General features: G+C 67.4%; 22 protein-coding genes. 12 read left to right on the top strand and 10 right to left on the bottom strand.

The features are described 5' to 3' along the window. Positions 1-16 precede the first annotated feature (16 nt). From CLU95_RS05380 to yjgA, 4 genes are all read right to left on the bottom strand, one after another. Positions 17-2,491: an Ig-like domain-containing protein gene (locus CLU95_RS05380; protein ID WP_099791114.1), complete on the bottom strand. Its 2,475-nt coding sequence runs from the start codon at positions 2,489-2,491 to the stop codon at positions 17-19. 289 nt (positions 2,492-2,780) lie between these two features. Beyond that, the gene (locus CLU95_RS05375; protein WP_143605963.1) at positions 2,781-4,049 is read right to left on the bottom strand and encodes an Ig-like domain-containing protein; all 1,269 of its coding nucleotides are present in this window, start codon (positions 4,047-4,049) and stop codon (positions 2,781-2,783) included. A 320-nt stretch (positions 4,050-4,369) separates the two neighbouring features. Beyond that, positions 4,370-4,960: a molybdopterin adenylyltransferase gene (gene mog / locus CLU95_RS05370; RefSeq protein ID WP_099791110.1), complete on the bottom strand. Its 591-nt coding sequence runs from the start codon at positions 4,958-4,960 to the stop codon at positions 4,370-4,372. A 158-nt stretch (positions 4,961-5,118) separates the two neighbouring features. Continuing rightward, the gene (yjgA, locus tag CLU95_RS05365) at positions 5,119-5,778 is read right to left on the bottom strand and encodes a ribosome biogenesis factor YjgA (RefSeq protein WP_099791108.1); all 660 of its coding nucleotides are present in this window, start codon (positions 5,776-5,778) and stop codon (positions 5,119-5,121) included. Positions 5,779-5,876: 98 nt separating this feature from the next. Here yjgA and pmbA point away from each other — a divergent pair, with 98 nt between their 5' ends. From pmbA to CLU95_RS05310, 11 genes are all read left to right on the top strand, one after another. Further along, positions 5,877-7,247 carry a metalloprotease PmbA gene (gene pmbA, locus CLU95_RS05360; protein WP_099791106.1) on the top strand — a complete coding sequence of 457 codons (1,371 nt, stop codon included), beginning with the start codon at positions 5,877-5,879 and terminating at the stop codon, positions 7,245-7,247. 66 nt (positions 7,248-7,313) lie between these two features. Further along, a complete protein-coding gene (locus CLU95_RS05355; protein ID WP_099791104.1) occupies positions 7,314-8,258 on the top strand; it encodes a helix-turn-helix domain-containing protein in 945 nt (314 codons plus the stop codon). 175 nt (positions 8,259-8,433) lie between these two features. After that, entirely contained in the window at positions 8,434-9,705 is a 1,272-nt protein-coding gene (locus tag CLU95_RS05350) for an ABC transporter substrate-binding protein (RefSeq protein WP_099791102.1), read from the top strand. Further along, positions 9,702-10,577 carry a carbohydrate ABC transporter permease gene (locus CLU95_RS05345; RefSeq protein WP_099791100.1) on the top strand — a complete coding sequence of 292 codons (876 nt, stop codon included), beginning with the start codon at positions 9,702-9,704 and terminating at the stop codon, positions 10,575-10,577. Before CLU95_RS05350 ends, CLU95_RS05345 begins: the two co-directional genes overlap by 4 nt. An 11-nt stretch (positions 10,578-10,588) precedes the next feature. Next, positions 10,589-11,401, top strand: a complete 813-nt coding sequence (locus tag CLU95_RS05340) for a carbohydrate ABC transporter permease (RefSeq protein ID WP_373670010.1) — start codon at positions 10,589-10,591, stop codon at positions 11,399-11,401. A 32-nt stretch (positions 11,402-11,433) separates the two neighbouring features. Then, on the top strand, positions 11,434-12,540 hold the full coding sequence (locus CLU95_RS05335) for an ABC transporter ATP-binding protein (protein ID WP_099791096.1): 1,107 nt from the start codon (positions 11,434-11,436) through the stop codon (positions 12,538-12,540). Between the two features lie 39 nt (positions 12,541-12,579). Continuing rightward, positions 12,580-13,629 (top strand): NAD(P)-dependent alcohol dehydrogenase, encoded by a 1,050-nt coding sequence (locus CLU95_RS05330; protein WP_099791094.1) that lies wholly within the window; start codon positions 12,580-12,582, stop codon positions 13,627-13,629. Positions 13,630-13,737: 108 nt separating this feature from the next. Next, complete coding sequence (locus CLU95_RS05325; protein ID WP_099791092.1) at positions 13,738-14,571, top strand: SDR family oxidoreductase; 834 nt, start codon at positions 13,738-13,740, stop codon at positions 14,569-14,571. Then, positions 14,568-15,899, top strand: a complete 1,332-nt coding sequence (locus CLU95_RS05320) for a flavin-containing monooxygenase (protein ID WP_099791090.1) — start codon at positions 14,568-14,570, stop codon at positions 15,897-15,899. The genes CLU95_RS05325 and CLU95_RS05320 overlap by 4 nt, the downstream gene beginning before the upstream one ends. A 30-nt stretch (positions 15,900-15,929) precedes the next feature. Continuing rightward, positions 15,930-16,832 carry a bile acid:sodium symporter family protein gene (locus CLU95_RS05315; RefSeq protein WP_099791088.1) on the top strand — a complete coding sequence of 301 codons (903 nt, stop codon included), beginning with the start codon at positions 15,930-15,932 and terminating at the stop codon, positions 16,830-16,832. Between the two features lie 61 nt (positions 16,833-16,893). Next, positions 16,894-17,892, top strand: coding sequence for an SDR family oxidoreductase (locus tag CLU95_RS05310; protein ID WP_099791086.1), 999 nt, complete (start codon positions 16,894-16,896; stop codon positions 17,890-17,892). Here CLU95_RS05310 and CLU95_RS05305 read toward each other — a convergent pair. Continuing rightward, complete coding sequence (locus CLU95_RS05305) at positions 17,879-18,793, bottom strand: LysR family transcriptional regulator (protein ID WP_099791084.1); 915 nt, start codon at positions 18,791-18,793, stop codon at positions 17,879-17,881. The genes CLU95_RS05310 and CLU95_RS05305 overlap by 14 nt on opposite strands. Before the next feature lie 101 nt (positions 18,794-18,894). Between CLU95_RS05305 and CLU95_RS05300 the strand changes: the two genes are divergently transcribed. Then, on the top strand, positions 18,895-19,650 hold the full coding sequence (locus tag CLU95_RS05300) for a sulfite exporter TauE/SafE family protein (protein ID WP_099791082.1): 756 nt from the start codon (positions 18,895-18,897) through the stop codon (positions 19,648-19,650). A gap of 4 nt (positions 19,651-19,654) precedes the next feature. Here CLU95_RS05300 and CLU95_RS05295 read toward each other — a convergent pair whose 3' ends face one another. The 5 genes from CLU95_RS05295 to CLU95_RS05275 all read right to left on the bottom strand — a co-directional run bounded on the left by CLU95_RS05295 (position 19,655) and on the right by CLU95_RS05275 (position 23,049). Beyond that, positions 19,655-20,146, bottom strand: coding sequence for an NUDIX domain-containing protein (locus CLU95_RS05295; protein WP_257214539.1), 492 nt, complete (start codon positions 20,144-20,146; stop codon positions 19,655-19,657). 13 nt (positions 20,147-20,159) lie between these two features. Next, positions 20,160-20,609 (bottom strand): GatB/YqeY domain-containing protein, encoded by a 450-nt coding sequence (locus tag CLU95_RS05290; RefSeq protein WP_099791080.1) that lies wholly within the window; start codon positions 20,607-20,609, stop codon positions 20,160-20,162. 111 nt (positions 20,610-20,720) lie between these two features. Then, positions 20,721-20,933, bottom strand: a complete 213-nt coding sequence (rpsU, locus tag CLU95_RS05285; protein WP_007833691.1) for a 30S ribosomal protein S21 — start codon at positions 20,931-20,933, stop codon at positions 20,721-20,723. Positions 20,934-21,043: 110 nt separating this feature from the next. Then, on the bottom strand, positions 21,044-22,267 hold the full coding sequence (locus CLU95_RS05280) for an NAD(P)/FAD-dependent oxidoreductase (protein ID WP_099791078.1): 1,224 nt from the start codon (positions 22,265-22,267) through the stop codon (positions 21,044-21,046). Next, positions 22,264-23,049: a YaeF family permuted papain-like enzyme gene (locus CLU95_RS05275; RefSeq protein ID WP_099791076.1), complete on the bottom strand. Its 786-nt coding sequence runs from the start codon at positions 23,047-23,049 to the stop codon at positions 22,264-22,266. The genes CLU95_RS05280 and CLU95_RS05275 overlap by 4 nt, the downstream gene beginning before the upstream one ends.

Genomic DNA, 23,049 nt, shown 5'->3' with positions numbered 1-23,049 from the left:
TGGCCTGTCTGCAGGCTTAGAGGATGGTCACGTGGACCTTGTCCTCGACCAGCAGCTCAGCGGTGCCTGCGAGGTTGGTGTAGACGCTGTACGTCACGCCGCCCACCGTGGCTGCGTTGCCCTGGGTCCAGCCGTCGTTGCCGCCGAGCAGATCGACGTCGCCGTTGGTGCCGTTGACCAGCATCTGCACCTTTCCGTCGACCGTGACCATGTCGCGCACACCGCCGGCCAGCACGTCGCTCGCATGCAGGGACAGCTTGTTGCCGCCGGCACCCAGGTCGAACTTCTCGAAGCCCTGGATCTTCAGGCCGAAGGCCGACAGGTCGATGTTCATCGCCTTGCCGTCCATGACCAGCGTGTCGATGCCCAGGCCGCCGTCGACGCGTTCGAAGTCGCCGCTGTTGACGCGAACCGTGTCGTCGCCCGCGCCGCCATGCACCACGTCGGCCGTACCGACGTTGGAGATGGTGTCGTTGCCTGCGCCGCCGCTCAGTCGATCCGCAAAGCCGAGCTTGGCGATGAGCGTTTCGTCGCTCTCGGCGTGGACCTGCGTCGAGTGATCGAGCACGCCGCTCTCGTGGCCCGAATGTGCGAGCCCCGCCGGGCTCACCAAAGGTTGCGGTTCGGATTGTTCGATCAATGCCGAGGCGACCGAAAATTGCGAAATGCCAGGAATGACCGCCTTCATGGAAATATTGTCGATCTCGATGTAGTCTGGCTGACCACCACTCAGGCCAGGCGTAATAACAAAGGAAGAAAAAAGAACACCACCAGGCATCTTGAATGTGAAATCTTGCCCTAGAAAATCAGCAGTAAAAGTTTGATTAAAAAGAAGATTTCCAGATTTGTCAAAAAATTCAATCTTTTGCGCGGCCTGACTATTTTTCAATTCAAGCGTGATTTCCGAAGCCTGAACTCCGTTATTCAGCGTCGCTCTAACAGGGGCACCGCTGATTCCCCAAGCCTTAGTGGGATCGACTCCAGCAGAAATTAAGTATCCAGGTCCAATTCCGTTCACCGCACTGCTATATTTGGTAGGCTTCCCCAACTGAGTCAACGTGAAGACGCCTGAATCGGCTGTATCTCCGATATTCGGCATCAACTGGGTCGCATCAGTTTCAAAATCCTCAGTCAACGTCGTAAGCACAGCCACGCTGAAATCAAAATTCGCGGACGGCGGGCTCATGTTGCCCGCCGCATCAATAGCCTTTGCACTGATGCTGTGATTGCCGTTGACCAACACCGTAGCCGGTGTGAAGCTCCAGTCGCCCGAGGCCGTGGCCTTCACACGGCCGATTTCGGTGACGCCGTCATAGATGACGACGGTGCTGTTCGCTTCGGCCAAGCCGTTGATCGCCGGCTTGGCGTCGTCGGTGACCTGGCCCTGCGTCAGGTTGCCGGTCACGGTACCCTGATCGTCGTACACCGACGCGATGGTAGGCGCCGCCGGTGCCTCCGTATCCACCGTGAACCCGAACGAAGCCGACGGCACGCTGGCCGTGCCCGCCTTGTTCATCGCCACCGCGCTGATGCTGTGCCCACCGTCGACCAGTGCCGCAGCCGGCGTGTACGTCCAGTCGCCCGAGGCGTTGGCCTGCACGCGGTCGACTTCCACGCCGTTGTCATAAACGATCACGGTGCTGCCCGCCTCGGCCTTTCCCGTGACGACAGGCTTGGTGTCGTCGGTGAAGTCGCCGCTGTACAGCTCGCTTTGCCTGGAACCCACGTCGTCGAACACGCTCTCGATGACGGGGGCGGTCGGCTTGTCGGTGGCGACGTTCACTTGGTAGCGTCCGGTCGGTGCGGTTTCGTTGCCCGCTGTATCCCGCTCGACGAGCATGAGCGTGTTCAGGCCCGAGGCCAGCGGCGCTTCGACCTGGAAGGTCCAGTGGCCGTCTTCGCCGATGACGGCCTGGCCCAGTTCCCGCACGCCGCTGGCGTCCTTGACCAGCACGGTGACGGTGTGGCCGGGCGTGCCGGTGCTGATGCCGCTGAGCAGCGGACGCGCGTCGTCGGTGGTGGCGCCCGAGATCACATTGCCGGTGATGCCGCCCACGGTGTCGGTGACGCCGGTGACGGTCAGCTGGCTGGCGTCCGGCGGGGTGACGTCGATCTCGAAATTGAATGCAGCCGAGGGCTGACTTTCGTTGCCGCTCGTGTCGCGTGCGACGACGGTGACAGCATGGCTGCCTTCCGTCATGTCGACGGACGGGGTGAAGGTCCACGTGCCGTTGGCCTCCACGTCGACCTTGCCGATCTCGACGCCGTTGTCCTTGATGACGATGGTGTCGCCCGGCGTGCCCTGGCCGTGGAAGCCGGGCTGGCGGTCGTCGGTGACGCCGCCGGAGGCGAGGGGGTTCTGGATGTCGCCGGCGTTGTCGACGGCGCCGCCGATCACGGGGGGCAGTGCTGCAAAGGTCTGCGCGCTGGCGCTCGCTGCGGGGTCGATGGTCTGGTCGTCGGCAATGACGCGGGTCTTCTCGGATGCCATGAAATTTCTGTGCTCTGAATGGAAAAAAGTAATGCCGGATCGACGTGCAAATGCATGCTTTGCGATCTAACGGCTTGGGGGATAGAGCACTCTAGGAAGAACCGCTGTGCGAGGCCATCGGACGAGTCCGAAAGCTAAGCGTGAAGGAATAAGTCGGCGCTGAAAACGTGAACAAAGCCACCCATCGCTGCACAAGGAAGAAGAAAAAGAAAAACGCGAGAGCCGCACGGGGCGACTGTCGCGTCATTCAGGGGGCGCTGTGGCGCTGCTGTAGCGCCTTCTGTGCGACTTACATGATCGTCACGTGGACCTTGTCTTCGACCAGCAGCTCGGCCGTGCCGGCGAGGTTGGTGTAGACGCTGTACGTCACACCCCCCACCGTGGCTGCGTTGCCCTGGGTCCAGCCGTCGTTGCCGCCGAGCAGATCGACTTCGCCGTTGGCACCGTTGACCAGCATCTGCACCTTGCCGTCGGCCGTGCCCACGTCGTCGGCCACCGACACGATGGTCGGCGCCACGGGCGCCACGGTGTCCACCACGAAGTTCCAGAGGTTGCCGGGGTCGCTGGTCTGGCCCAGCGGGCTGGTGGCCGTGGCGGTGATGTCGCGCGGGCCTTCGGACAGCGCCGTTGCAGGCGTGAACTCCCACTGGCCGTTGGCATCGGCCACGGTCTGGCCCAGGTAGGTGGCGCCGTCGTAGAGCTTGACGGTGTGGTTGGCCTGGGCTGTGCCCGAGAGGGTCGGCCTGGCGTCGTTGGTCATCTCGCCCTGCTGCAGCATGTGCGGCACGCCCACGTCGTCGAACACGCGCTCGATGACGGGAGGCGTCGGCCTGTCGGTGTCGATGGTCACGCGGTACGGTGCGGTCAGTGCGGTCTCGTTGCCTGCCACGTCCTGCTCGAAGACCCGGAACGTGTTCAGGCCCGCGGCCAGCGGCGTGTCGACCTGCAGTGTCCAGTGGCCGTTCTCGCCGATGACGGCATGGCCGAGTTCGCGCTCGCCCGTGGCGTCTTTGACCATCACGATGACGGTGTGGCCGGGCACGCCGGAACTGGTGCCGCTGATCAGCGGACGCGCGTCGTCGGTCGTGGCGCCTGCAATCACGTTGCCGGTGATGCTGCCCGCGGTGTCCATGACGCCGGTGATGGCCAGCTGGCTGGCGTCTGGCGGGGTGACGTCGATCTCGAAGTTGAACGGGGCCGAGGGCTGGCTTTCGTTACCGACCGCATCGCGTGCGACGACGGTGATGGCGTGGTGGCCCTCGTCCAGGTCGACCGACGGGGTGAAGGACCATCGGCCATCGGCGCGCACGAGGGTCTTGCCGATCTCGACGCCGTTGTCCTTGAGGACGATGGTGTCGCCGGGCGTGCCCTGGCCGTGGAAGTCGGGCTGGCGGTCGTCGGTGATGCCGCCGGCTGCGAGGTTGCCCTGGATGTCGCCCGCGTTGTCGAAGGCACCGCCGATCACAGGGGGCTGCGCCGCGAACGCCCCTGCGCCTGCACTCGCTGCGTGGCCGGTGTTTGTGTTGTCGACAACGACGTTCGTCTTCTCGGATGCCATGTAGGTGATCTCTGTGCTCTGAATGGAAACCGGCGCCGGATCGGTGTGCGGATGCGCACGGTTCGTTCTGGCAGCCTGGGGGATCGGGCACTCTAGGAAGCACGGCGGAAGGGGGCCATCGGACGAATCTGAAAGGCAGGCGCGAAGGAATAGTCCGACCTCGAAAGCGCAAACAAAGCCATCGGCCACGGCACAAAGAAGACCAGGGCCTGCTTTCGGCGCGCTCGGGCGCGCGCGCGAACGCGCCGTCGCGCGTCAGCGACTCAGGGGGCTTCTGTGGTTTCCGCCGCGCGAGAACCGGCGGCGAACATCGAGGCGACTCAGCGCGGCGCGCGGATCGCCGACTTGGGCCGGAAGGCCTTGCAGACCGTGTCGTCGGTCTCGAGGTACGGACCACCGATGAGGTCGATGCAGTAGGGCACGGCGGCAAAGATGCCGGGCACAAGCTGCGTGCCGTCGGCGTCCTTCAGCCCTTCGAGCGTCTCGGCGATCGACTTGGGCTGGCCCGGCAGGTTGATGATGAGGCTCTGGTCGCGGATGACCGCCACTTGCCGCGAGAGGATGGCGGTCGGCACGAAGCGCAGGCTGATCTGGCGCATCTGCTCGCCGAAGCCGGGCATTTCCTTGTGGGCCACGGCCAGCGTGGCCTCGGGCGTCACGTCGCGCAGCGCGGGGCCGGTGCCGCCGGTGGTGAGCACGAGCGAGCAGCCGGCGTCGACCAGCTCGATGAGCGTGGCGCTGATGCGCGCGGTCTCGTCGGGGATCAGGCGGGCTTCGAATTCGAGCGGGTTCTTCAGCGCCCGGCCCAGCCACTCCTTGAGCGCGGGCAGGCCCTCGTCTTCGTAGGTGCCGCTGGAGGCGCGGTCGCTGATGGAGACGATGCCGATGCGGACGGAGTCAGGTGCGCTCATGGTGTTCTTGCTCCTCTTGCTCCCTCTCCCGCTTGCGGGGGAGGGCTGGGGTGAGGGTTGCGGGCGATGGAAAGGGCGTGCGGGCGGGCTGGCCCTCGGCCCTCACCCCGACCCTCTCCCGCAAGCGGGAGAGGGAGAAAGTCAAAAAGGCCGGACGCTCATGCGTCTTCTTCGCGGTCCTGCGCCGCAGCCGCTTCGGCGTGGTCGGCGCCGCCATGCACCGCCAGCTGCGCGCGCACGAGCTGGAAGATCTCGCGGTAGGCCTTGCCTTGGCGCGGCGCTTCGCCGGCGGGGCCGGCCTTCAGATCCTTGCGGGCCTGGCGCACGAGGGCGCGCAGCTGCTGCGAGTCGGTGGCGGGGTGGGTTTCGATCCAGCCGCCGAGGGCGTCGTCGTCGGCGATCAGGCGTTCGCGCCAGCGTTCGGCCTCGTGCAGCGCGGCGGCTTCGGCGGCCGGCACGGTGTTCTGCTCGACCAGCGCGAGCTTGACGGCCTCGAGCGTGGGCTCGTCGAGCTTGCGCATCAGCTTGCCGATGAACTGCATCTGGCGGCGTTTGCCCTCGAAATTGGTGATGCGCTTGGCCTCGGTGATGGCATCGACGAGCTTTTCGCCCAGTGGCAGCGCATCGAACAGGGCCGCGCGCAGGCCGAGCAGCTCCTCGCCGAGCTTTTGCAGTTCGTCGCTCTCGCGCTTGAGTTCGGTGCGGCTGGCTTCGTCGGTGCCGCCCTTGAGCTCGCGTTTGAGCTCCAGGTCGAGTTCGCTGCCTTCGGCAACGAAGTGGCCACGGACGAAATAGCCTTTTTTGGGTTTGCGGGACATGGGGTGGATTCTGGGCTGCGCCGTGCGGCGCTGCAACGCGCACAGGGGGCGCGGAAGGAAAAACGTGAAACAGGGGGCGCAAGTATCATAGCCACCACATGACGACATCCTCCTCGCGCGCCGATTCTGGCTTTGCCTACAGCCGTTCCTTCTTCGAAAACCTGGTCGATTCGGCCCTGGCCCACGCCAAAAAGCTCGGGGCCACCGACGCCGGTGCCGAGGCCTCCGAGGGCTGCGGCCTGAGCGTCTCGGTGCGCAAGGGCGAACTCGAGAACGTCGAGCGCAACCGCGACAAGTCGCTGGGCATCACGGTCTACGTGGGCCACCGCCGCGGCAACGCCAGCACCTCCGACTTTTCCGAGGCGGCCATCCAACAGACCGCGGCAGCCGCCTTCGACATCGCCCGCTTCACGGCCGAAGACCCGGTGAGCGGCCTGCCCGACGAAGCCGACATCGCCAAGGTCCACCCCGAGCTCGACCTGTTCCACCCCTGGGCCGTGACCAGCGAGCAGGCCGCAGCCATGGCGCTCGAGTGCGAGGCGGCGGCGCTGTCGACCGACAAGCGCATCACCAACAGCGAAGGCGCGGGCGTCTCGGCCCAGCAGAGCCATTTCTTCAGTGCCCACACGCACGGTTTTCGCGGCGGCTACGCCAGCTCGCGGCACTCGATTTCGGTGGCGCCCATCGCCGGCAAGGGCGACGGCATGCAGCGCGACGCCTGGTACAGCTCGATGCGCTCGGCCGACGAACTCGCCAGCCCGCAGGCCGTGGGCCGCTACGCTGCCGAACGGGCGCTGAGCCGCCTGAAGTCGCGCAAGATCAAGACCACCGAATGCCCGGTGCTGTTCGAGTCGCCACTGGCCGTGGGCCTGCTGGGCGGGCTGGTGCAGGCCGTGAGCGGCGGGGCGCTGTACCGCAAGAGCACCTTCCTGCTCGATTCGCTCGGCAAGCCGGTGCTGCCCAAGCACGTCGACATTGCCGAAGACCCGCACGTGCTGCGCGGCAAGGGCAGCTCGCCCTTCGACGACGAAGGCGTGGTCACCCGCGCGCGCAAGGTGGTCGATGCCGGCCGCCTCGAAGGCTACTTTCTCTCGACCTACTCGGCGCGCAAGCTCGGCATGAAGACCACCGGCAATGCCGGCGGCTCGCACAACCTGACGCTGAGCTCGCGCCTCACGAAACACGGCGACGACCTGGACGCCATGCTCGCCAAGCTCGGCACGGGCCTGTTCGTCATCGAGCTGATGGGGCAGGGCGTGAACTACGTGACCGGCGACTACTCGCGCGGCGCGAGCGGTTTCTGGGTGGAAAAAGGCCGCATTGCCTTCCCGGTCGAAGAGATCACGATTGCGGGCAATTTGAAGCAGATGCTGATGGGGATTGAAGCGATCGGCGCAGATGCTTACACTTTCGGCGCAAAAACCACGGGGTCGATCCTGGTCAACCGCATGAAGGTGGCGGGCGCCTGACAGGCGCCGCCGGCAGCGGCGGCGCTGGCTCGAAGACCTCCGATTTCAAATACAGGGGGACAGGAAATGAGCAAAACCAGCGCCGTGCGCAAGCCGGCTCTCGAACACGAACTCTTGCGTGACCCACGCCTGGGCTTCGAGCCGGCGGGCAGCAGCTCGGTGCGCTGCCTGCAGCACGGCGTGCCCTGGCCTTTCGACTGCTGGCACTACCACGACGAGTTCGAGCTGCAGTGCATCAACCGCACCAGCGGCGACGCCTTCGTCGGCAACCACATCGGCCGCTTCGAGCCCGGCTACGTCGCCTTGGTGGGGGCGCGGTTGCCCCACACCTGGATCTCGCACGACGTGCCGCCCGAGGGCGTGGCCGACCGCAGCATGGTGATCCATTTCCGCGACGAACCGCTGCGCAAGGGCGTCGACCTGTTCCCCGAACTCGAAACGGTGCTCCCGATGCTCGACCGCGCCAAGCTGGGCATCGAGTTCTTCGGCATCGGTGACCTCGTGCGCGAGCGCTTCACGCGCGTGCAGAAGCAGGAGGGCATGGCGCGGCTGTCGGAGTTCATCGGCTTGCTGCACGAGCTTGCGAACTGGACCGACTGCCGCCAGATCTCCAGCAACGCCGAGCCCACCGACGAAGACCCCACGGCCAACACCCGCATGCGCCGCGTGCTCGACCACCTGCACGCCCACCTGGCCGAAGAGCTCTCGCTGCCCGCCGTGTCGGCCATTGCCAACATGGCCGAAAGCAGCTTCTCGCGTTACTTCCACAAGCACATGGGCAGCACCTTCACCGACTTTGTCACGCGGCTGCGCATCACCAAGGCCTGCGAGATGCTGCAGGTGTCCGATCGGCTGGTGAGCGACATCTGCTACGAGGTCGGCTTTGCGAACCTCGCCAACTTCAACCGCCGCTTCCTGCAGCTCAAGGGCATGACGCCTTCGGCCTACCGGCAGCAGGCACAGGACCGCTTCGGCCTGCGCAGCGCGCAAAACACGCCGCTCGTCGCCTGATCGCGCCCTGATACGGGTTCGCCACCTCGGTTAAACCCCGAGACGGCTTGGCGCCAAAGTATCAGGTGCCCGGTGGGCATGTACGCGGGTCTCTGGATCGGCCCTCTAACCTTCGTTTCGCTGCTGTTGCCGACATTTCGCCGGCAATTCGCACCTACAACGAAGGAGACACCCCATGCCGCTTCCGCACACGTACCGTCTGGCCGGCCTTGCGCTGGCGCTCGCCACGCTGGCGCCCGCCGCGCTGGCCCAGGTCTGCAAGGAGGACGTGCGCGTCCTGTCGCAGCCCCGCGAAGGCCTGACGCTGCTCGAGAAATCGAAGGACGAATTCAAGCGCCTCAGCGGTGCCTCGTTCAGCGTGGACAACCTCAACGAGAACGACCGCCGCGCCAAGTCGCGCGCCGATGCGTCCACGGTCGGCAAGTACCACGTGTACTACGTCGACGAGGCCAACGTGGCGCAGTTCGTCCAGTCGAAGTGGATCGTGCCGCTCACGCCGTACTACCCGGCCAGCTACGACTACGCCGATTTCGACGCCGGCCGCCAGAAGGTCGCGAGCTTCGCGGGCCAGACCTGGTTTGCGCCGCTCACCGGCGGCGGCGACCTCATGGTCTACCGCAAGGACCTGCTCGAAAAGGCGGGCATCAAGCCGCCAGCCACGCTCGACGAGTTCGTGGCGGCCGTGAAGAAGCTCAACGACCCGGCCAACGGCGTGTACGGCGTGGCACTGCGCGGCCAGCGCGGCTCGGGTGCCAACGTGTGGCGCTGGATGCCGTACTTCCGCGGCTACGGCGGCCAGTGGTTCGACGGCGACAAGCCGGTCTTCAACTCGCCCGCGGCTGTGAAAGCGACCCAGACCTACCTCGACCTCTTCAAGTACTCCGCCCCCGGCACCAAGACCGGTGGATGGGACGAATCCACCGGCGCTTTCCTGGCCGGCAAGGTCGCGATTCTGGTCGAATCGACGCCGCTGGCGGGCAACGCGCTCGACCCGAAGATGTCGACCGTGGTCGGCAAGATCGCCTATGCGGTGCCGCCCGCGCCGCTCACCGGCGGTGGCTACGGCCACGGTCTGGCCATCGGCGCCAAGGCCAACAAGACCGAAGAAGCCAAGAAGTGCGCGGGCCTCTTCATCGCGTGGGCCACGTCCAAGGAGAACGAGCAGCGCCGCCTGGCGGAAGGCCAGTTCGGCGAACTCAACCGCACCAGCGTGCTCGGCAGCCCCGAGTTCGCCAAGCGCTACGGCGCCGACCTGGGCAAGGCGCTGGCCGACACCGGCAAGGTCACGGCGGTGAACTTCTGGCAAGACCCGGCCTGGCCCGACCTGGGCGACCGCTGGGGCATCATTCTGGAAGAGCTGATCACCGGTTCGCGCACCGACATCCAGGGCGGGCTTGACGAACTCGACGCCTACGCCAAGCAACTGATCGCGCGTCGCAAGAAGTGAGCAAGCGTTCCCATGCCACACGGCTGCCGGCCGTGTTCATCGGGCCGGGGCTGCTCGTACTGGCAGTCCTGGCGCTGGTGCCGACGGTGTTCGCCATCGCCATCTCGCTGCAGGACCGCGAGCTGGGCCAGGCCGACACCGGCTGGGTCTGGTTCAGCAACTACGTGCAGCTGTTCTCCGACCGGCGCTTTCTGAACTCGGTGCGCGTGTCGCTGGTGTGGGAGGTGCTGACCGTCAGCGCCACCATGGCCCTGGCCGTGCTCATGGGCACGCTGATGCACCGCTGCACCACGCCGCGCTGGCGCCAGGTGCTGTCGATGCTGTTCATCGTGCCGGTACTGCTGCCGCGCGTGTCGGCCGCCTTCGTCTGGAAGTTCGCCTTCCATCCGCTGTTCGGCCTCGTGACCTGGCCGTACAAGGCGATCACCGGCGAGCCGCTCGACCTGTTCGCCGACCCGCTGCTGGCGCTGCTCACGGTGGCGTTCGTCGATGTGTGGCAGTGGGGGCTGTTCTTCGCGGTCATCGTGCTGAAGCTGCTCGAGACCCTGCCGCCGCAGCCCTTCGAGGCCGCACGCCTGGACCACGCGAAGACGTGGGAGGTGTATGCCTACGTGGCGCTGCCGATGCTGAAGGCGCCGCTCATCAGCCTGACCTTCGTGAAGATGGTCGAGTCGCTGCGCGCCTTCGATCTCATCTACGTGATGACGCGCGGCGGCCCCGGCATCTCGACCGAGACGCTCGACATGTACGCCTTCTCGCAGGGCTTCATCGAGTCGGGCCGCATCTCCTACGCGTCGAGCATGGCGGTGCTGATGATGGTCGCCTCGACGGTCGCGTTCACCTACATCTGGAAATGGACGAAACCGTCATGAAGAAGCTTGCCATCGGAACCTTGCTGGCGCGGCTGGTACTCATTGCGGCCGGGCTCTCGGCATTCGTGCCCGTGCTGTGGACCTTTCTCAACTCGTTCAAGAACCGGGTCGACATCGTCTCGGCCGTGCCCAAGTTCTTCTTCACGCCCACGCTGGACAACTACCTCTACGTGCTGAACCGCGAGGCCGTGGGCGCGGGGCTGGTCAACTCGATCGTGGTGGTCGGCGCGGCGGTGATCATCGGCGCGCTGCTGGGCCTGCCCGCTGCCTATGCGCTGGCGCGCTACCCGCTGCGCTGGGGCAACGACATCCAGTTCTTCGTGCTGTCGATGCGCTTCCTGCCGCCGGTGGCGGTGGCCATTCCGCTCATGGTGATCTGGCTGCAGCTGGAGCTGTACGACACGCGCGTGGCGCTCATCGCCACCTACACGCTGCTCACGCTCTCGACCGTGATCTGGCTCGCCATTCCGGCCTTCAAGGCGGTACCGAAAGAGGTGGAAGAAGCCGGCCGTGTCGACGGCTACGGGCCCTACGCGATCTTCTTTCGCATCTCGCTGCCGATCGCCGCGCGTTCGCTGGTGGGCGCCATCGCCTTCGGCTTCGTGCTGGTGTGGAACGAGTTCCTCATCGCGCTGATGCTCACCACCTCGGAGGCCAAGACGCTGCCCATCGTGGCGTCGGAGCTCAGCCAGCTCGGGCGCGATGTGCCGTGGGGCATCTTGAACGCCTCGGTCATCCTGCTGTCGCTGCCGCCGCTGCTCATGGTGGGCGTGCTCAGCGGCTTTCTCAATGCCGCGTTCAAGCGCAAGCGGGAGGCCGAATGAGCCACGTCACTTCTCCTTCTCCAGAACAAAAAATGTCTGCAATACGCTGTCACCACATCATCAAGCGCTACGGGGAAACACAGGTCGTCCACGAATTCGACCTGGAAGTCGCGCAGAACGAGTTCGTCGTGTTCCTCGGCCCCTCGGGCTGTGGCAAGTCGACCATCCTGCGCATGCTCGCGGGCCTGGAAGACATCAGCGACGGCGACCTGCACATCGGCGGCCGGCGCGTGAACGACCTGCCGCCGCAGGAGCGCGGCATCGCGATGGTGTTCCAGAACTACGCGCTGTATCCGCACATGACGGTGCGCGACAACATCGCGTTCGGGCTCAAGCGCCAGAAGGTGCCCAAGCACGAGATCGACCTGCGCGTGCGCGAGGTGTCAGACACGCTGGGCCTGGAGCGCTACCTCGAGCGCAAGCCCACCGAGCTGTCGGGCGGCCAGCAGCAGCGCGTGGCGATTGCGCGCGCGATGATCAAGACGCCGAAGGTCTTCCTGTTCGACGAGCCCTTGTCGAACCTGGACGCCAAGCTGCGCAACCACATGCGCATCGAGATCGCGAAGCTGCACCAGACGCTGAAGACCACCACCGTGTACGTCACGCACGACCAGCACGAGGCCATGACGCTGGCCGACCGCATCGTGCTGCTGCGTGACGGGCGCATCGAGCAGGTCGGCTCGCCGCAGGAAATCTTCGAGCGCCCGCGCTCGGCCTTCGTGGCCGGCTTCATCGGCACGCCGCCGATGAACCTCATGGAGATGGCGGTGCATAGCCTGGACGACGGGCAGTGCGAGTTGCGTGGGCGCGGCGGTTCGGTGCGCGTCGATGCTCGCCGCTTCGCACTCGAAGGCCGCGAGCGCGTGACGCTGGGCGTGCGCCCCGCACACCTGCACATCGACACCACCGGCGCGTACGACGAAGGCTTTGCGGGCGAGGTCCAGCTCATCGAATACCTCGGCAACGAAGTGCTGGTGAGCGTCGGGCAGGGCGAGGAAGAGATCGCCGTGCTCGTGCCATCCGCAGGCGGCCCTCGGCTCGGCGAACAGCTGCACGTTGTCGCCGATGCGCAGCAGGTGCACCTGTTCGACGTCGCGACGGGCACCTCGCTGCTGCGTTCGGACACCGCACTGCACTGAGGTGCAGCCCCGTTTCACTACCCCTCTCGGAAAGATTCAATGAAAGCACTGGTTCTGGAAAAGGCGCACGAGATCACGCTGCGCGATGTCGATCTGCCGCTGCACGTCGGCCCGCGCGATGTGAAGATCCGCATGCACACCGTGGGCGTGTGCGGCAGCGACGTTCACTACTACCAGCACGGCGGCATCGGCCCGTACGTCGTCGATGCGCCCATGATCCTCGGCCATGAGGCCTCGGGCGTGGTGGCCGAGGTGGGCGCGGAAGTCAGGCACCTCAAGCCGGGCGACCGCGTCTGCATGGAGCCCGGCATTCCCGACATGGACTCGCGCGCCGTGCGCGAAGGCTTCTACAACCTCGACCCTGCGGTGCGCTTCTGGGCCACGCCGCCGATCCACGGCTGCCTCACGCCCTTCGTGGTGCACCCGGCGGCCTTCACCTTCCGCCTGCCCGACAACGTGAGCTTCGGCGAAGGCGCCATCGTCGAGCCGTTGGCCATCGGCCTGCAGGCCGCGAAGAAGGCGGCGCTGAAGCCGGGCGACGTGGCGGTGGTCATCGGCGCCGGCACCATCGGCGCGATGACGGCGCTGGCCGCGCTCGCGGGCGGTGCGGCGCGCGTGATCCTGGCCGACCTCGTGCCCGAGAAGCTGGCGCTGTTCGCCGACAACCCGGCGGTGACGACGGTCGACGTGCGCAGCACGAGCCTCGCCGACACCGTGCAGGCACTCACGGACGGCTGGGGCGCGAACGTGGTCTTCGAGGCCAGCGGCAGCACACGTGCCTTCGACAACGTGTTCGACCTGCTGTGCCCCGGCGGCTGCCTCGTGCTGGTGGGTATACCCGCCGCCAAGGTGGCTTTCGACATCGTCGCGATCCAGGCGAAGGAGGCGCGCATCGAGTCGGTGTTCCGCTACGCCAACATCTTCCCGCGCGCGCTCGCGCTCATCGCGTCGGGGCAGGTCGATGTGAAGCCCTTCATCTCGCGCACCTTCGCGTTCGAGGACGGCATCGCCGCTTTCGAGGAGGCTGCGGCCGGGCGCGTCACGGATGTGAAGATCCAGATCGAATTTCCCGCCGCCGAAGCGGCCTGAACGTCCCGCAAGGGCGCGGGGCAAGGGGAAACGCTGGGGAATGCGGTGGCAGGGCGCGGCTACAGTGGCTGCGTTTTGCCACTCGCAGCCTTGCGCGCTTCCCTGCCCATGCTCTTGCCGTTTCGCAATGTCGTTCTCACCGGTGCCTGCGGCGGCCTCGGGCAGGCGCTGGCGCGCGAGCTGATCGGCCACGGTGCGCGCGTGGCGCTGGTGGGGCTCGACACCGAACGCCTCGCGGCACTCGCCGCGCCGGCCGAGGCGCGCTGCAAGGCCTACACGCCCGACGTGTCCGACGGCCCCGCCATGCAGGCGATGGCCACCGACTGGATGCAGCGCTTCGGCCCACCCGATCTCGTGATCGCCAACGCGGGCGTGGCCGGCGGCTACGACACCGCCGAGGCCGACGACCTGGCCGTGTTCCGCCGCATGCTCGAGATCAACCTGCTCGGCGCGGCCACCACCTTCCAGCCTTTCGTGCAGCCGATGCGCGCAGCGGGCCGCGGCGCGCTCGTCGGCGTGGCCAGCATCGCGGGCTGGCACGGCATGCCGGGCAACGGCGCCTACTGCGCGAGCAAGGGCGGCCTGATCCGCTATCTCGAAAGCCTGCGCGCCGAGCTGCGCGGCACGGGACTCACGGTGCACACGGTGAGCCCGGGCTACATCCGTACCGCGCTCACGGCCGGCAACCGCTTCGCGATGCCGGGGTTGCTCGAGGCCGACGCGGCGGCGCGCCAGCTGCTGGCGGGCCTTGCAGCACGGCGCGAAAAGATCGTGCTGCCGCGGCGCATCGGCTGGCTGTCGAAAGCGCTCGACCTCTTGCCTGCGCCACTGCACGACCGCCTGCTGCGCGGGCAGCCGCGCAAGCCGCGCGTGGGCGAGGCCGGTGCCACGGCCATCCCCGGTCTGAATTCCCAGAATGAGAAAGAACCTCCCCGCCGATGACGCCTTCTGCCACTGCCGTTCCGACCCACGAACAGATCGCCCTCATCGGCGCCGGCCCCTCGGGCCTGGCGGGCGCCCGCAATCTCCAGAAGCTCGGCGTTCCGTTCCAGGGCTTCGAGGCGCACAGCGATGTGGGCGGCCTCTGGGACATCGACAACCCGCGCTCCACGGTCTACCACTCGGCCCACCTGATCTCGAGCAAGCGCACCACCGAGTTCGCCGAGTTTCCGATGGCCGACACCGTGGCCGACTACCCGAGCCACCGCGAGCTGCGTCGCTACTTCAGCGACTTTGCCGACCGCTTCGGCCTGCGCGCGCACTTTCGCTTCGGCACGCGCGTGCTGCGCGTGGAGCCGGTGAGCGACGCACCCGACACGCGCTGGCGCGTGAGCGTCGAGGCGCCCGACGGCACGGTCGAGACCGACGAATACAAGGGCGTGGTGATCGCCAATGGCACGCTCTCGGAGCCCAAGCACCCGCAGTTCGAAGGCCACTTCGACGGCGAGCTGCTGCACACCAGCAGCTACAAGCACGCGGAACTGTTCAAGGACAAGCGCGTGCTGATCGTCGGCGCGGGCAACTCGGGCTGCGACATCGCGGTCGATGCCGTGCACTACGCGCAGAGCGTCGACATTTCGGTGCGGCGCGGCTACTACTTCGTGCCCAAGTACGTGTTCGGCAAACCGGCCGACACGCTGGGCGGCAAGCGCCCACTGCCGCCGTGGCTCAAGCAGAAGGTCGATGCCACCGTGCTGCAGTGGTTCACCGGCGACCCGGTGCGCTTCGGTTTTCCGAAGCCCGACTACAAGATGTACGAGTCGCACCCGGTGGTGAACTCGCTGGTGCTGCACCACGTGGGCCATGGCGACATTGGCGTGCGCGCCGACATCGCGCGGCTCGCGGGGCGCACCGTGCATTTCAAGGACGGCAGCGCGCGCGACTACGACCTGATCCTCACGGCCACGGGCTATGCGCTGCACTACCCGTTCATCGACCGCGAGCTGCTCAACTGGCAGGGCATGGCGCCGCGCCTGTACCTCAACATCTTCTCGCCGCGTTTCGAGACGCTGGGTGTGCTCGGCATGATCGAGGCGAGCGGCATCGGCTGGCAGGGGCGGTACGAGCAGGCCGAGCTGCTGGCGCGCTACTTCCGCGCGCACGCGGCGGGCTCGCCCAAGGCGACCGCACTGCGTGCAGCAGTGCAGGGGCCGCCGCCCGATCTGTCGGGCGGCTTCAAGTACCTGCAGCTGGAACGGATGGCGTACTACGTCCACAAGGACACCTACCGCGCGGCCGTGCGCCAAGCCGCTGCTGCGTTGGCTGACTGACCGATCGTCTTTCTTCACGAGGTTCTCCGCATGCTGCCTGTCGACGAGATCCGCCTGCACTTCAACCCGGCCTCGCTGGTGCTGCTCAACGTGGTGCTGGGCTTTCTGATGTTCGGCATTGCGCTGGACACGCGCATCGACGACTTCAAGCGCGTCGCGCGCATGCCCGGCGCGATGGCGGTGGGCATCGGCGCGCAGTTCGTGGTGCTGCCGGCCGTGACCTTCGTGCTCACGCTGATCCTGCAGCCGGGCCCGAGCATCGCGCTGGGCATGATCCTCGTGGCCTGCTGCCCGCCGGGCAACATCTCGCAGATCCTCACGCACCGCGCGGGCGGCAACGTGGCGCTGTCGGTGTCGATGACGGCGATCTCGAATGCGCTGTCCATCGTGGTGATGCCGCTGAACTTCGCGTTCTGGGGCGGCCTGCACCCCACGGCCTCGCAGCTGCTGAAGACCATCGCGCTCGACCCGCTCGACATGCTGGGCCACATCGTGATGATCATCGGCATTCCCTTCGTGCTGGGCGTGGCCTGCGCGCACCAGCTGCCGCGGTTCACGGCGCGCATCAAGAAGCCGGCGCGCATCCTGAGCTTCCTGGCGCTGATCGTTTTCATCGTCGGCGCCATCGCGGGCAACTGGCGCTACTTTCTCGACTACGTGGGGCTGGTGCTGCTGGCGGTCGTCATTCACGACGCGCTGGCCTTCGGCACTGGCTACCTGTGCGCGCGGCTCTCGGGGCTGGGCGACTACGACCGGCGCGCGGTGTCCATCGAAGTGGGCATCCGCAACGCGGGGCTCGGGCTGGTGCTGATCTTCAGCTTCTTCGGCGGGCTCGGCGGCATGGCCGTGGTGGCGGGCGTGTGGGGCTTCTGGGACATCATCGCGGGCCTGGCGCTGGCGAGCTGGTGGGGGCGCAAGCCTGCGACGCCATGAGCGCCGCGCCGGGCCGCCCCAAGCAAGCTCGCACCGCAGTGCGAAGCACGAAGGTATACCAATGAGCGAGGTCTGGAAGGCGTCCGCGCGGCGCGTGTTGATCACCGGCGGCGATGGTTTTCTCGGGCGCAGCGTGCTCGCTGCATTGGCTGCGCAAGGCACCTTCGAAACCCTGGTGGCGCTCGACGTGCGCGAGGTGCCCGCCGCGCGGCGGCTGCCCGGCGTGGCCTATCTGCAGCAGGACGTGCGCGACGACGGCATCGCCGACGTGCTCGCTGCGCATGCGATCGACACGGTGGTGCACCTCGCGTCGATCGTCACACCCGGCAAGGACTCGAACCGCGCCTTCGAACATTCGGTCGACGTAGGCGGCACGCGCAACGTGCTCGATGCCTGCGTGGCGCGCGGCGTGGGGCACATCGTGGTGTCGTCGAGCGGCGCGGCCTACGGCTACCACGCGGACAACCCGGCCTGGATCACCGAGTCGCAGCCGCTGCGCGGCAACCCGGTGTTCGCCTACGCCGACCACAAGCGGCAGGTGGAAGAGATGCTGGCCGACTGCCGCACGCAACATCCCGCGCTGGCGCAGACGGTGCTGCGCATCGGCACCATCCTCGGCGAGCGCGTCGACAACCAGATCACCGCGCTGTTCGAGAAGAAGCGGCTGATCGCCATCCGCGGCAGCGACAGCCCCTTCGTGTTCGTGTGGGACGAGGACGTGACCGGTGCCATCGCCCATGCGCTCGGCGGCGCGCCGGCCGGTTGCTACAACCTTGCGGGGGACGGCGCACTCACCATCCACGAGATTGCCGCGCGGCTTGGCAAGCGTGCCATCGCCTGGCCGGCTGGTGTGCTGCAGGCGGCGCTGGCCGCGGGCTCGGCATTGGGCGTGAGCCGCTACGGGCCCGAGCAGCTCGACTTTCTGCGCTACCGGCCGGTGCTGCTGAACACCGCGTTGAAAAGCCAGTTCGGCTACGTGCCGCGCAAGACCAGTGGCGAGGCCTTCGAGGCCTTCATTGCGGCGCGTGCGCAGCAGGGGCGGCCGGTCACTTCCGCGTAGCGTCTGCCGCCGACGGCGGTGGTGCGATGAGGTAGTCGAGCATGCGCCGCGCATTCAGCGGCAGGTCTTCCGACGAGCGCACGCAGGCCATCAGCGTGCGCTCGGCCCACGGGTCGGCGAGCGAGGCGCGCGCGATCTTCATCGAGCGGGCGCAGCGCTCGGCCGCGGTCTGCGGCACGATGCCCACGCCGATGCCGTACTCGACCATGCGGCACACGGCCTCGAAGTTGCGCACGCGCACGCGGTAGGCCAGATGCCTGGCGAGCGCGCGCGCATGCCCCGTGATCAGCTGCTGCAGCGCGCTGTCGGCGGGCAGGCCGACGAACTCGCTGTCGACCACCTCGGCCAGGTGCACGCGGCGCCGGCCGGCCAGCGCGTGGCCGCGCGGCATCACCAGCACGAGGTCGTCGCGGCGGAAGGGGTGGCATTCGAGGCTGTCGCTCTCGATGGCGTCGGAGACGATGCCGATGTCGCACAGGCCGCTGCGCAGGGCTTCCACGGTGTCGGGGCTGGCGCGCTCCTCGAGGTCGACCGAGATGCGCGGATGCTCGGCCAGAAAGCGGCTCAGCACCTCGGGCAGGTGCTCGGTGAGCGCCGAGGTGCCGCACATGAAGCGCACGTGGCCCTTGAGGCCCTGGCCGTATTCGCCGAGTTCACCGCGCAGCCGCTCCATCTGCTGCAGCACGACGCGCGCATGGTGCAGCAGCGTGCGGCCGGCCTCGGTGGGGCGCACGCCCTGCGCGTGGCGGGTGAGCAGCGGCGTGCCGAGCGCGTCTTCCATGCCGCGCACGCGCTGGCTGGCCGAGGCCAGCGTCATGTGCGAGCGGCCGGCGCCGGCCGTGAGGCTGCCGGCTTCGACGACGTGGAGAAAGAGCCGCAGGTCGGTCAGATCGAATCGCATGGTGAGCCGCAAGGTAGCACGCCAGCCTCAGCCTGTGCCTGAGGCTGGGTGCGCGAAAGCCGCATTTCCAGCCGAGGTGCAGGTCGGCAGACTCCGCGGCGATGACGATCTCCAATGACGCGATGGGCCTGTGGGCGGCGGCTGCCGCGGTGTTCCTGCTGGCCGGCCTGATCAAGGGCGTGATCGGCCTCGGGCTGCCGACCGTGGCGATGGCGCTGCTCGCGCTGTGGATGTCGCCCGCACAGGCGGCGGCGCTGCTGATCGTGCCGTCGCTGGTCACCAACCTCTGGCAGACCGGGCCGCGCGCCAGCTTCGGCGCCGTGTTCCGCCGCATCGGTCGCATGCAGGCCGGCGTCGTGGGGGGCACGCTCGCCGGGGCGTGGTGGCTGGGCGTACCGGCCGGCGCCTGGGCCTCGTTGGCGCTCGGCGTGGCGCTGGTGATCTATGCGCTGTGGGGGCTGACGGGGCGGCAACTGCACGTGAGCGACGCACAGGCGCGTTGGCTCGGGCCCGTGGTGGGCGCTGCGACGGGGCTGGTGACGGCCGTGACGGGCGTGTTCGCGGTGCCGGCCGTGCCATACCTGCAGGCGCTGGGCTTCCAGCGCGATGCGTTGATCCAGGCGATGGGCATCTCGTTCACCACGTCGACCGTGGTGCTGGCGCTGGGGCTGGCGGCCAACGGGAGCTACCCGGCGGCAGTGCTGGGCGGGTCGGTCGCGATGCTGGTGCCGGCCGTGGGCGGCATGGTGCTGGGCACCTGGCTGCGGCAGCGGCTGCCGGTGGCCGTGTTCCGGCGCTGCTTTCTGATCGGGCTGGCGCTGCTGGGGTCGTACATGGCGCTGCGCGCCGCCATGTGATCGGTCAGCCGGCGGCGAGCAGGGCTTCGCGCACGCGCTCGATGGTCTGGCGGTAGGGCAGGGCGAAGTCTTCGATGGCTGCGTCGGCCTCGAGCCAGTAGAACGAGAACACCAGGCCTTCTTCTTCGGGGCTGCCCGTGGCCATGTGCTCGAAGGTCTCGGGCAGGTCGCGCGGGTCGCGCATCAGGAAGATGTGCCAGCGCTGCGGATGGCGGTGCGTGTTGCCTTCGACGCCGGCTTCGCATTCGCGCTCCAGCGTGCCCAGCGACTCCAGCCGGCCGGCGAACACCAGGCCCGATTCCTCGAGCAGCTCGCGCCGCACGGCCGCCTCGGGCGACTCGCCGGGCTCGATGGTGCCCTTGGGCAGCTGCATGTTGCCGTCTTCGGGGTGACGGAACACCAGCAGCCGGCCCCGCGCATCGACCAGGCAGGCGCAGGCCTTCGGGATCATTGCGACGGGCGCGGCGCCGAGCGCGCTGCTGCTGCCGTTCTTCATGGCGGTGGCCGCCTCAGGCGCCCGTGAGGGCGGCCTTGACCGCGGCGCTGACCTGTCCCATGTCGGCCTTGCCGGCCAGGCGCGTCTTGACCACGCCCATCACCTTGCCCATGTCGCCCGGGCCGGCCGCGCCGAGCTCGGCCACGATGGCTTTCACGGCGGTGGCGACTTCGTCGGCGCTCATGCGCTGGGGCTGGTACACCTCGAGCACCTTGATCTCGGCGGCTTCCTTGTCGGCCAGGTCGGTGCGGCCACCGGTGGTGAACGCGGCGATCGAGTCCTTGCGCTGCTTGACCATCTTGTCGACGATGGCGATGACCATGGCGTCATCGAGTTCCACGCGCTCGTCGACTTCCTTCTGCTTCAGGGCCGCGAGCAGGAGGCGGATGGTGCCCAGGCGTTCCGAATCCTTGGCGCGCATCGCCGTCTTCATGTCTTCGGTGATTTGTTCTTTGAGAGTCATTCTTCGCAACCTTTCGGAAAAAACAAAAGCCGCGGCAGGTTTCCCTGGCGCGGCTGGTGCAACGGGGCGCTGGCGAGGACTTTCGTCGGGGCCAGCTGCCCTGGGCGTTGCTTAGTACAGCTTCTTGGGGAGCTGCATGCTGCGCACGCGCTTGTAGTGGCGCTTGACCGCAGCGGCCTTCTTGCGCTTGCGCTCGGCCGTCGGCTTCTCGTAGAACTCGCGGGCGCGCAGGTCGGTCAGCAGGCCGAGCTTTTCGATGGTGCGCTTGAAGCGGCGCAGGGCGACGTCGAAGGGCTCGTTTTCTTTAACGCGAATGGTGGTCATTGATGAATCGTTGAACTGAAGTTGGCTCGGGGAGATCGAGGCCCAAAGCCGGGGTTCCTCAACTGAAATCTTTGGTGGCCGTTGAGGGAAGGCCGGAAGTTAGCCCGAAATTATAGCGCGGTTGCGCAGGCATGGGCACTGGCCCAGGCCCACTGGAAGTTGTATCCGCCCAACCATCCCGTCACATCGACCACTTCGCCGATGAAATACAGGCCCGGTTGCTTCGATTCCATGGTCTGGGACGACAGATCGCGGGTGTCGACGCCGCCCGCCGTCACCTCGGCCTTCTTGTAGCCCTCGGTGCCGCTGGGCGTGATCTGCCAGCGGGCGATGCGCTCCGACAGCACCGCCAGCGCCTTGTCGGTCGCCTCGTTCACCGGGCGTTGCAGGGCCGGGTCTTCGCCGACCCAGGCGTCGGCCAACCGCGAGGGCACCAGCGCGGCCAGTTCGTTGGCGATGCGCTTTTTGGAGCGCAGCTTGGCATCGGCCAGCGATTCGGCCACGTCCACGCCGGGCGCGAAGTCCAGCGTCAGCGGGACGCCGGGCTTCCAGTAGCTCGAAATCTGCAGCACCGCCGGGCCCGACAGGCCGCGGTGGGTGAACAGCAGGTCTTCCAGGAAGGTCATCTTGTCCTTCTTGCCGCCGGTTTCGATGCGCACCGGCAGCGCCAGCCCAGCCAGGCTGGCGTACGGTGCCCAGGCGTCTCCGCCGAAGGTCAGCGGCACGAGCGCCGGTCGGGGCGTGACCAGGCGCAGGCCGAACTGCTCGGCGAGCCGGTAGCCGAAATCGCTTGCACCAATTTGGGGAATCGACAGGCCGCCCGTTGCGACCACGAGCTTGGGCGCGTCGATCGGGCCGCGCGTGCTACTGATTTGGTAGCGGCCATCGGCAAAGGCAATGTCGCCGAGCTTGCATGGCTGCCAGCGCTCGACGTTGCCGGTGGCGCATTCGGCCAGCAGCATGTCGACGATCTGCTGCGAGGAGCCGTCGCAGAACAGCTGGCCCTTGTGCTTCTCGTGGAACGCGATGCCGTGGCGCTGCACCATGTCGATGAACTGCTGCGGCGCATAGCGCGAGAGCGCCGAGCGGCAGAAATTCGGGTTGTCGCCGACGAAATGGCGCTGCGGGGCGCGCACGTCGAGGTCGCGGTTGGTGAAGTTGGCACGGCCGCCGCCCGAGATGCGGATCTTTTCGCCGACCTTCTCGCTGTGGTCGACCAGCAGCACGCGCAGCCCGCGCTGGCCTGCCAGCGCGGCGCACAAGAGGCCGGCGGCGCCGGCGCCGACGACAACGACGTCAAAGGAAGAAGAAGGAGGAGAGGAAGAAGAGCTCAAGCGGGTCCGTCCGCCGCCAGCACGGGCGGCGGGTTGTATTTGAGGTGGCCCACGTAGCGCAGCGGCTGCGTGGCGGCAATCGAAGGCACGTCGCCCTCGCGCATGTGGAGCAGGTCGGCCGGGCTCACCCAGCGCGGGTCGGCGTCGGTGATCGGCGCGCCGGCCTGGCGGTAGGCCTCCAGCACGAACTGCGAGCAGAAGAACTGGTCGTTGCGGCTGGCGCCGAGCTGCACCATCGCCATGCCGGTGATGCAGTACGCGCTGACGGCCGAAGGAATCAGCGGCAGCTCGCACAGCCGGCGGTTCAGCACGAAGGGCGCGTTCAGCAGCACGCCGGCCGTGTTGTAACGGGTGCCGACCTTGGAATTCGCCCAGTCGCGCATCTTCTCGACGTGGGCCGACTCGAGGCCGGGCACGCGAAAGGCCACGACCATCTGCTCTTCGTCGACCACGTCGGCCAGCCGGCGCGCGCGCACGCCGGTGCCCACCGCCTCGGCGATGAGCCCGTCGCCCAGGTACAGCACGGCATGGCTCACCGGCGAGAAGGTGCCCAGGCGGATGCCGAACGAATTCACCGTGGCGATCGAGGTCAGCAGGATGTCGCCGGGCGCCAGCACCTCGGCGCCGATGAGTTCGCCGCCGTTGCCGGGAGCGATCACCGAGCTCTGCACGCGCAGGCGCAGGCCCGAGGTTTCGGAAGGCATCTCGATGCGCGTGGCGCAGGCCGAGAGCAGCAGTGGCAGCGCGGCTGCGAGCGCAACCGCGCGAAGAAGGGAAGCCAT

Source organism: Variovorax sp. 54, from assembly GCF_002754375.1.
Lineage (GTDB): Bacteria > Pseudomonadota > Gammaproteobacteria > Burkholderiales > Burkholderiaceae_C > Variovorax.
The sequence above is the reverse complement of the archived record's forward strand: the minus strand, read 5'-3'. Positions and strand labels throughout refer to the sequence as shown.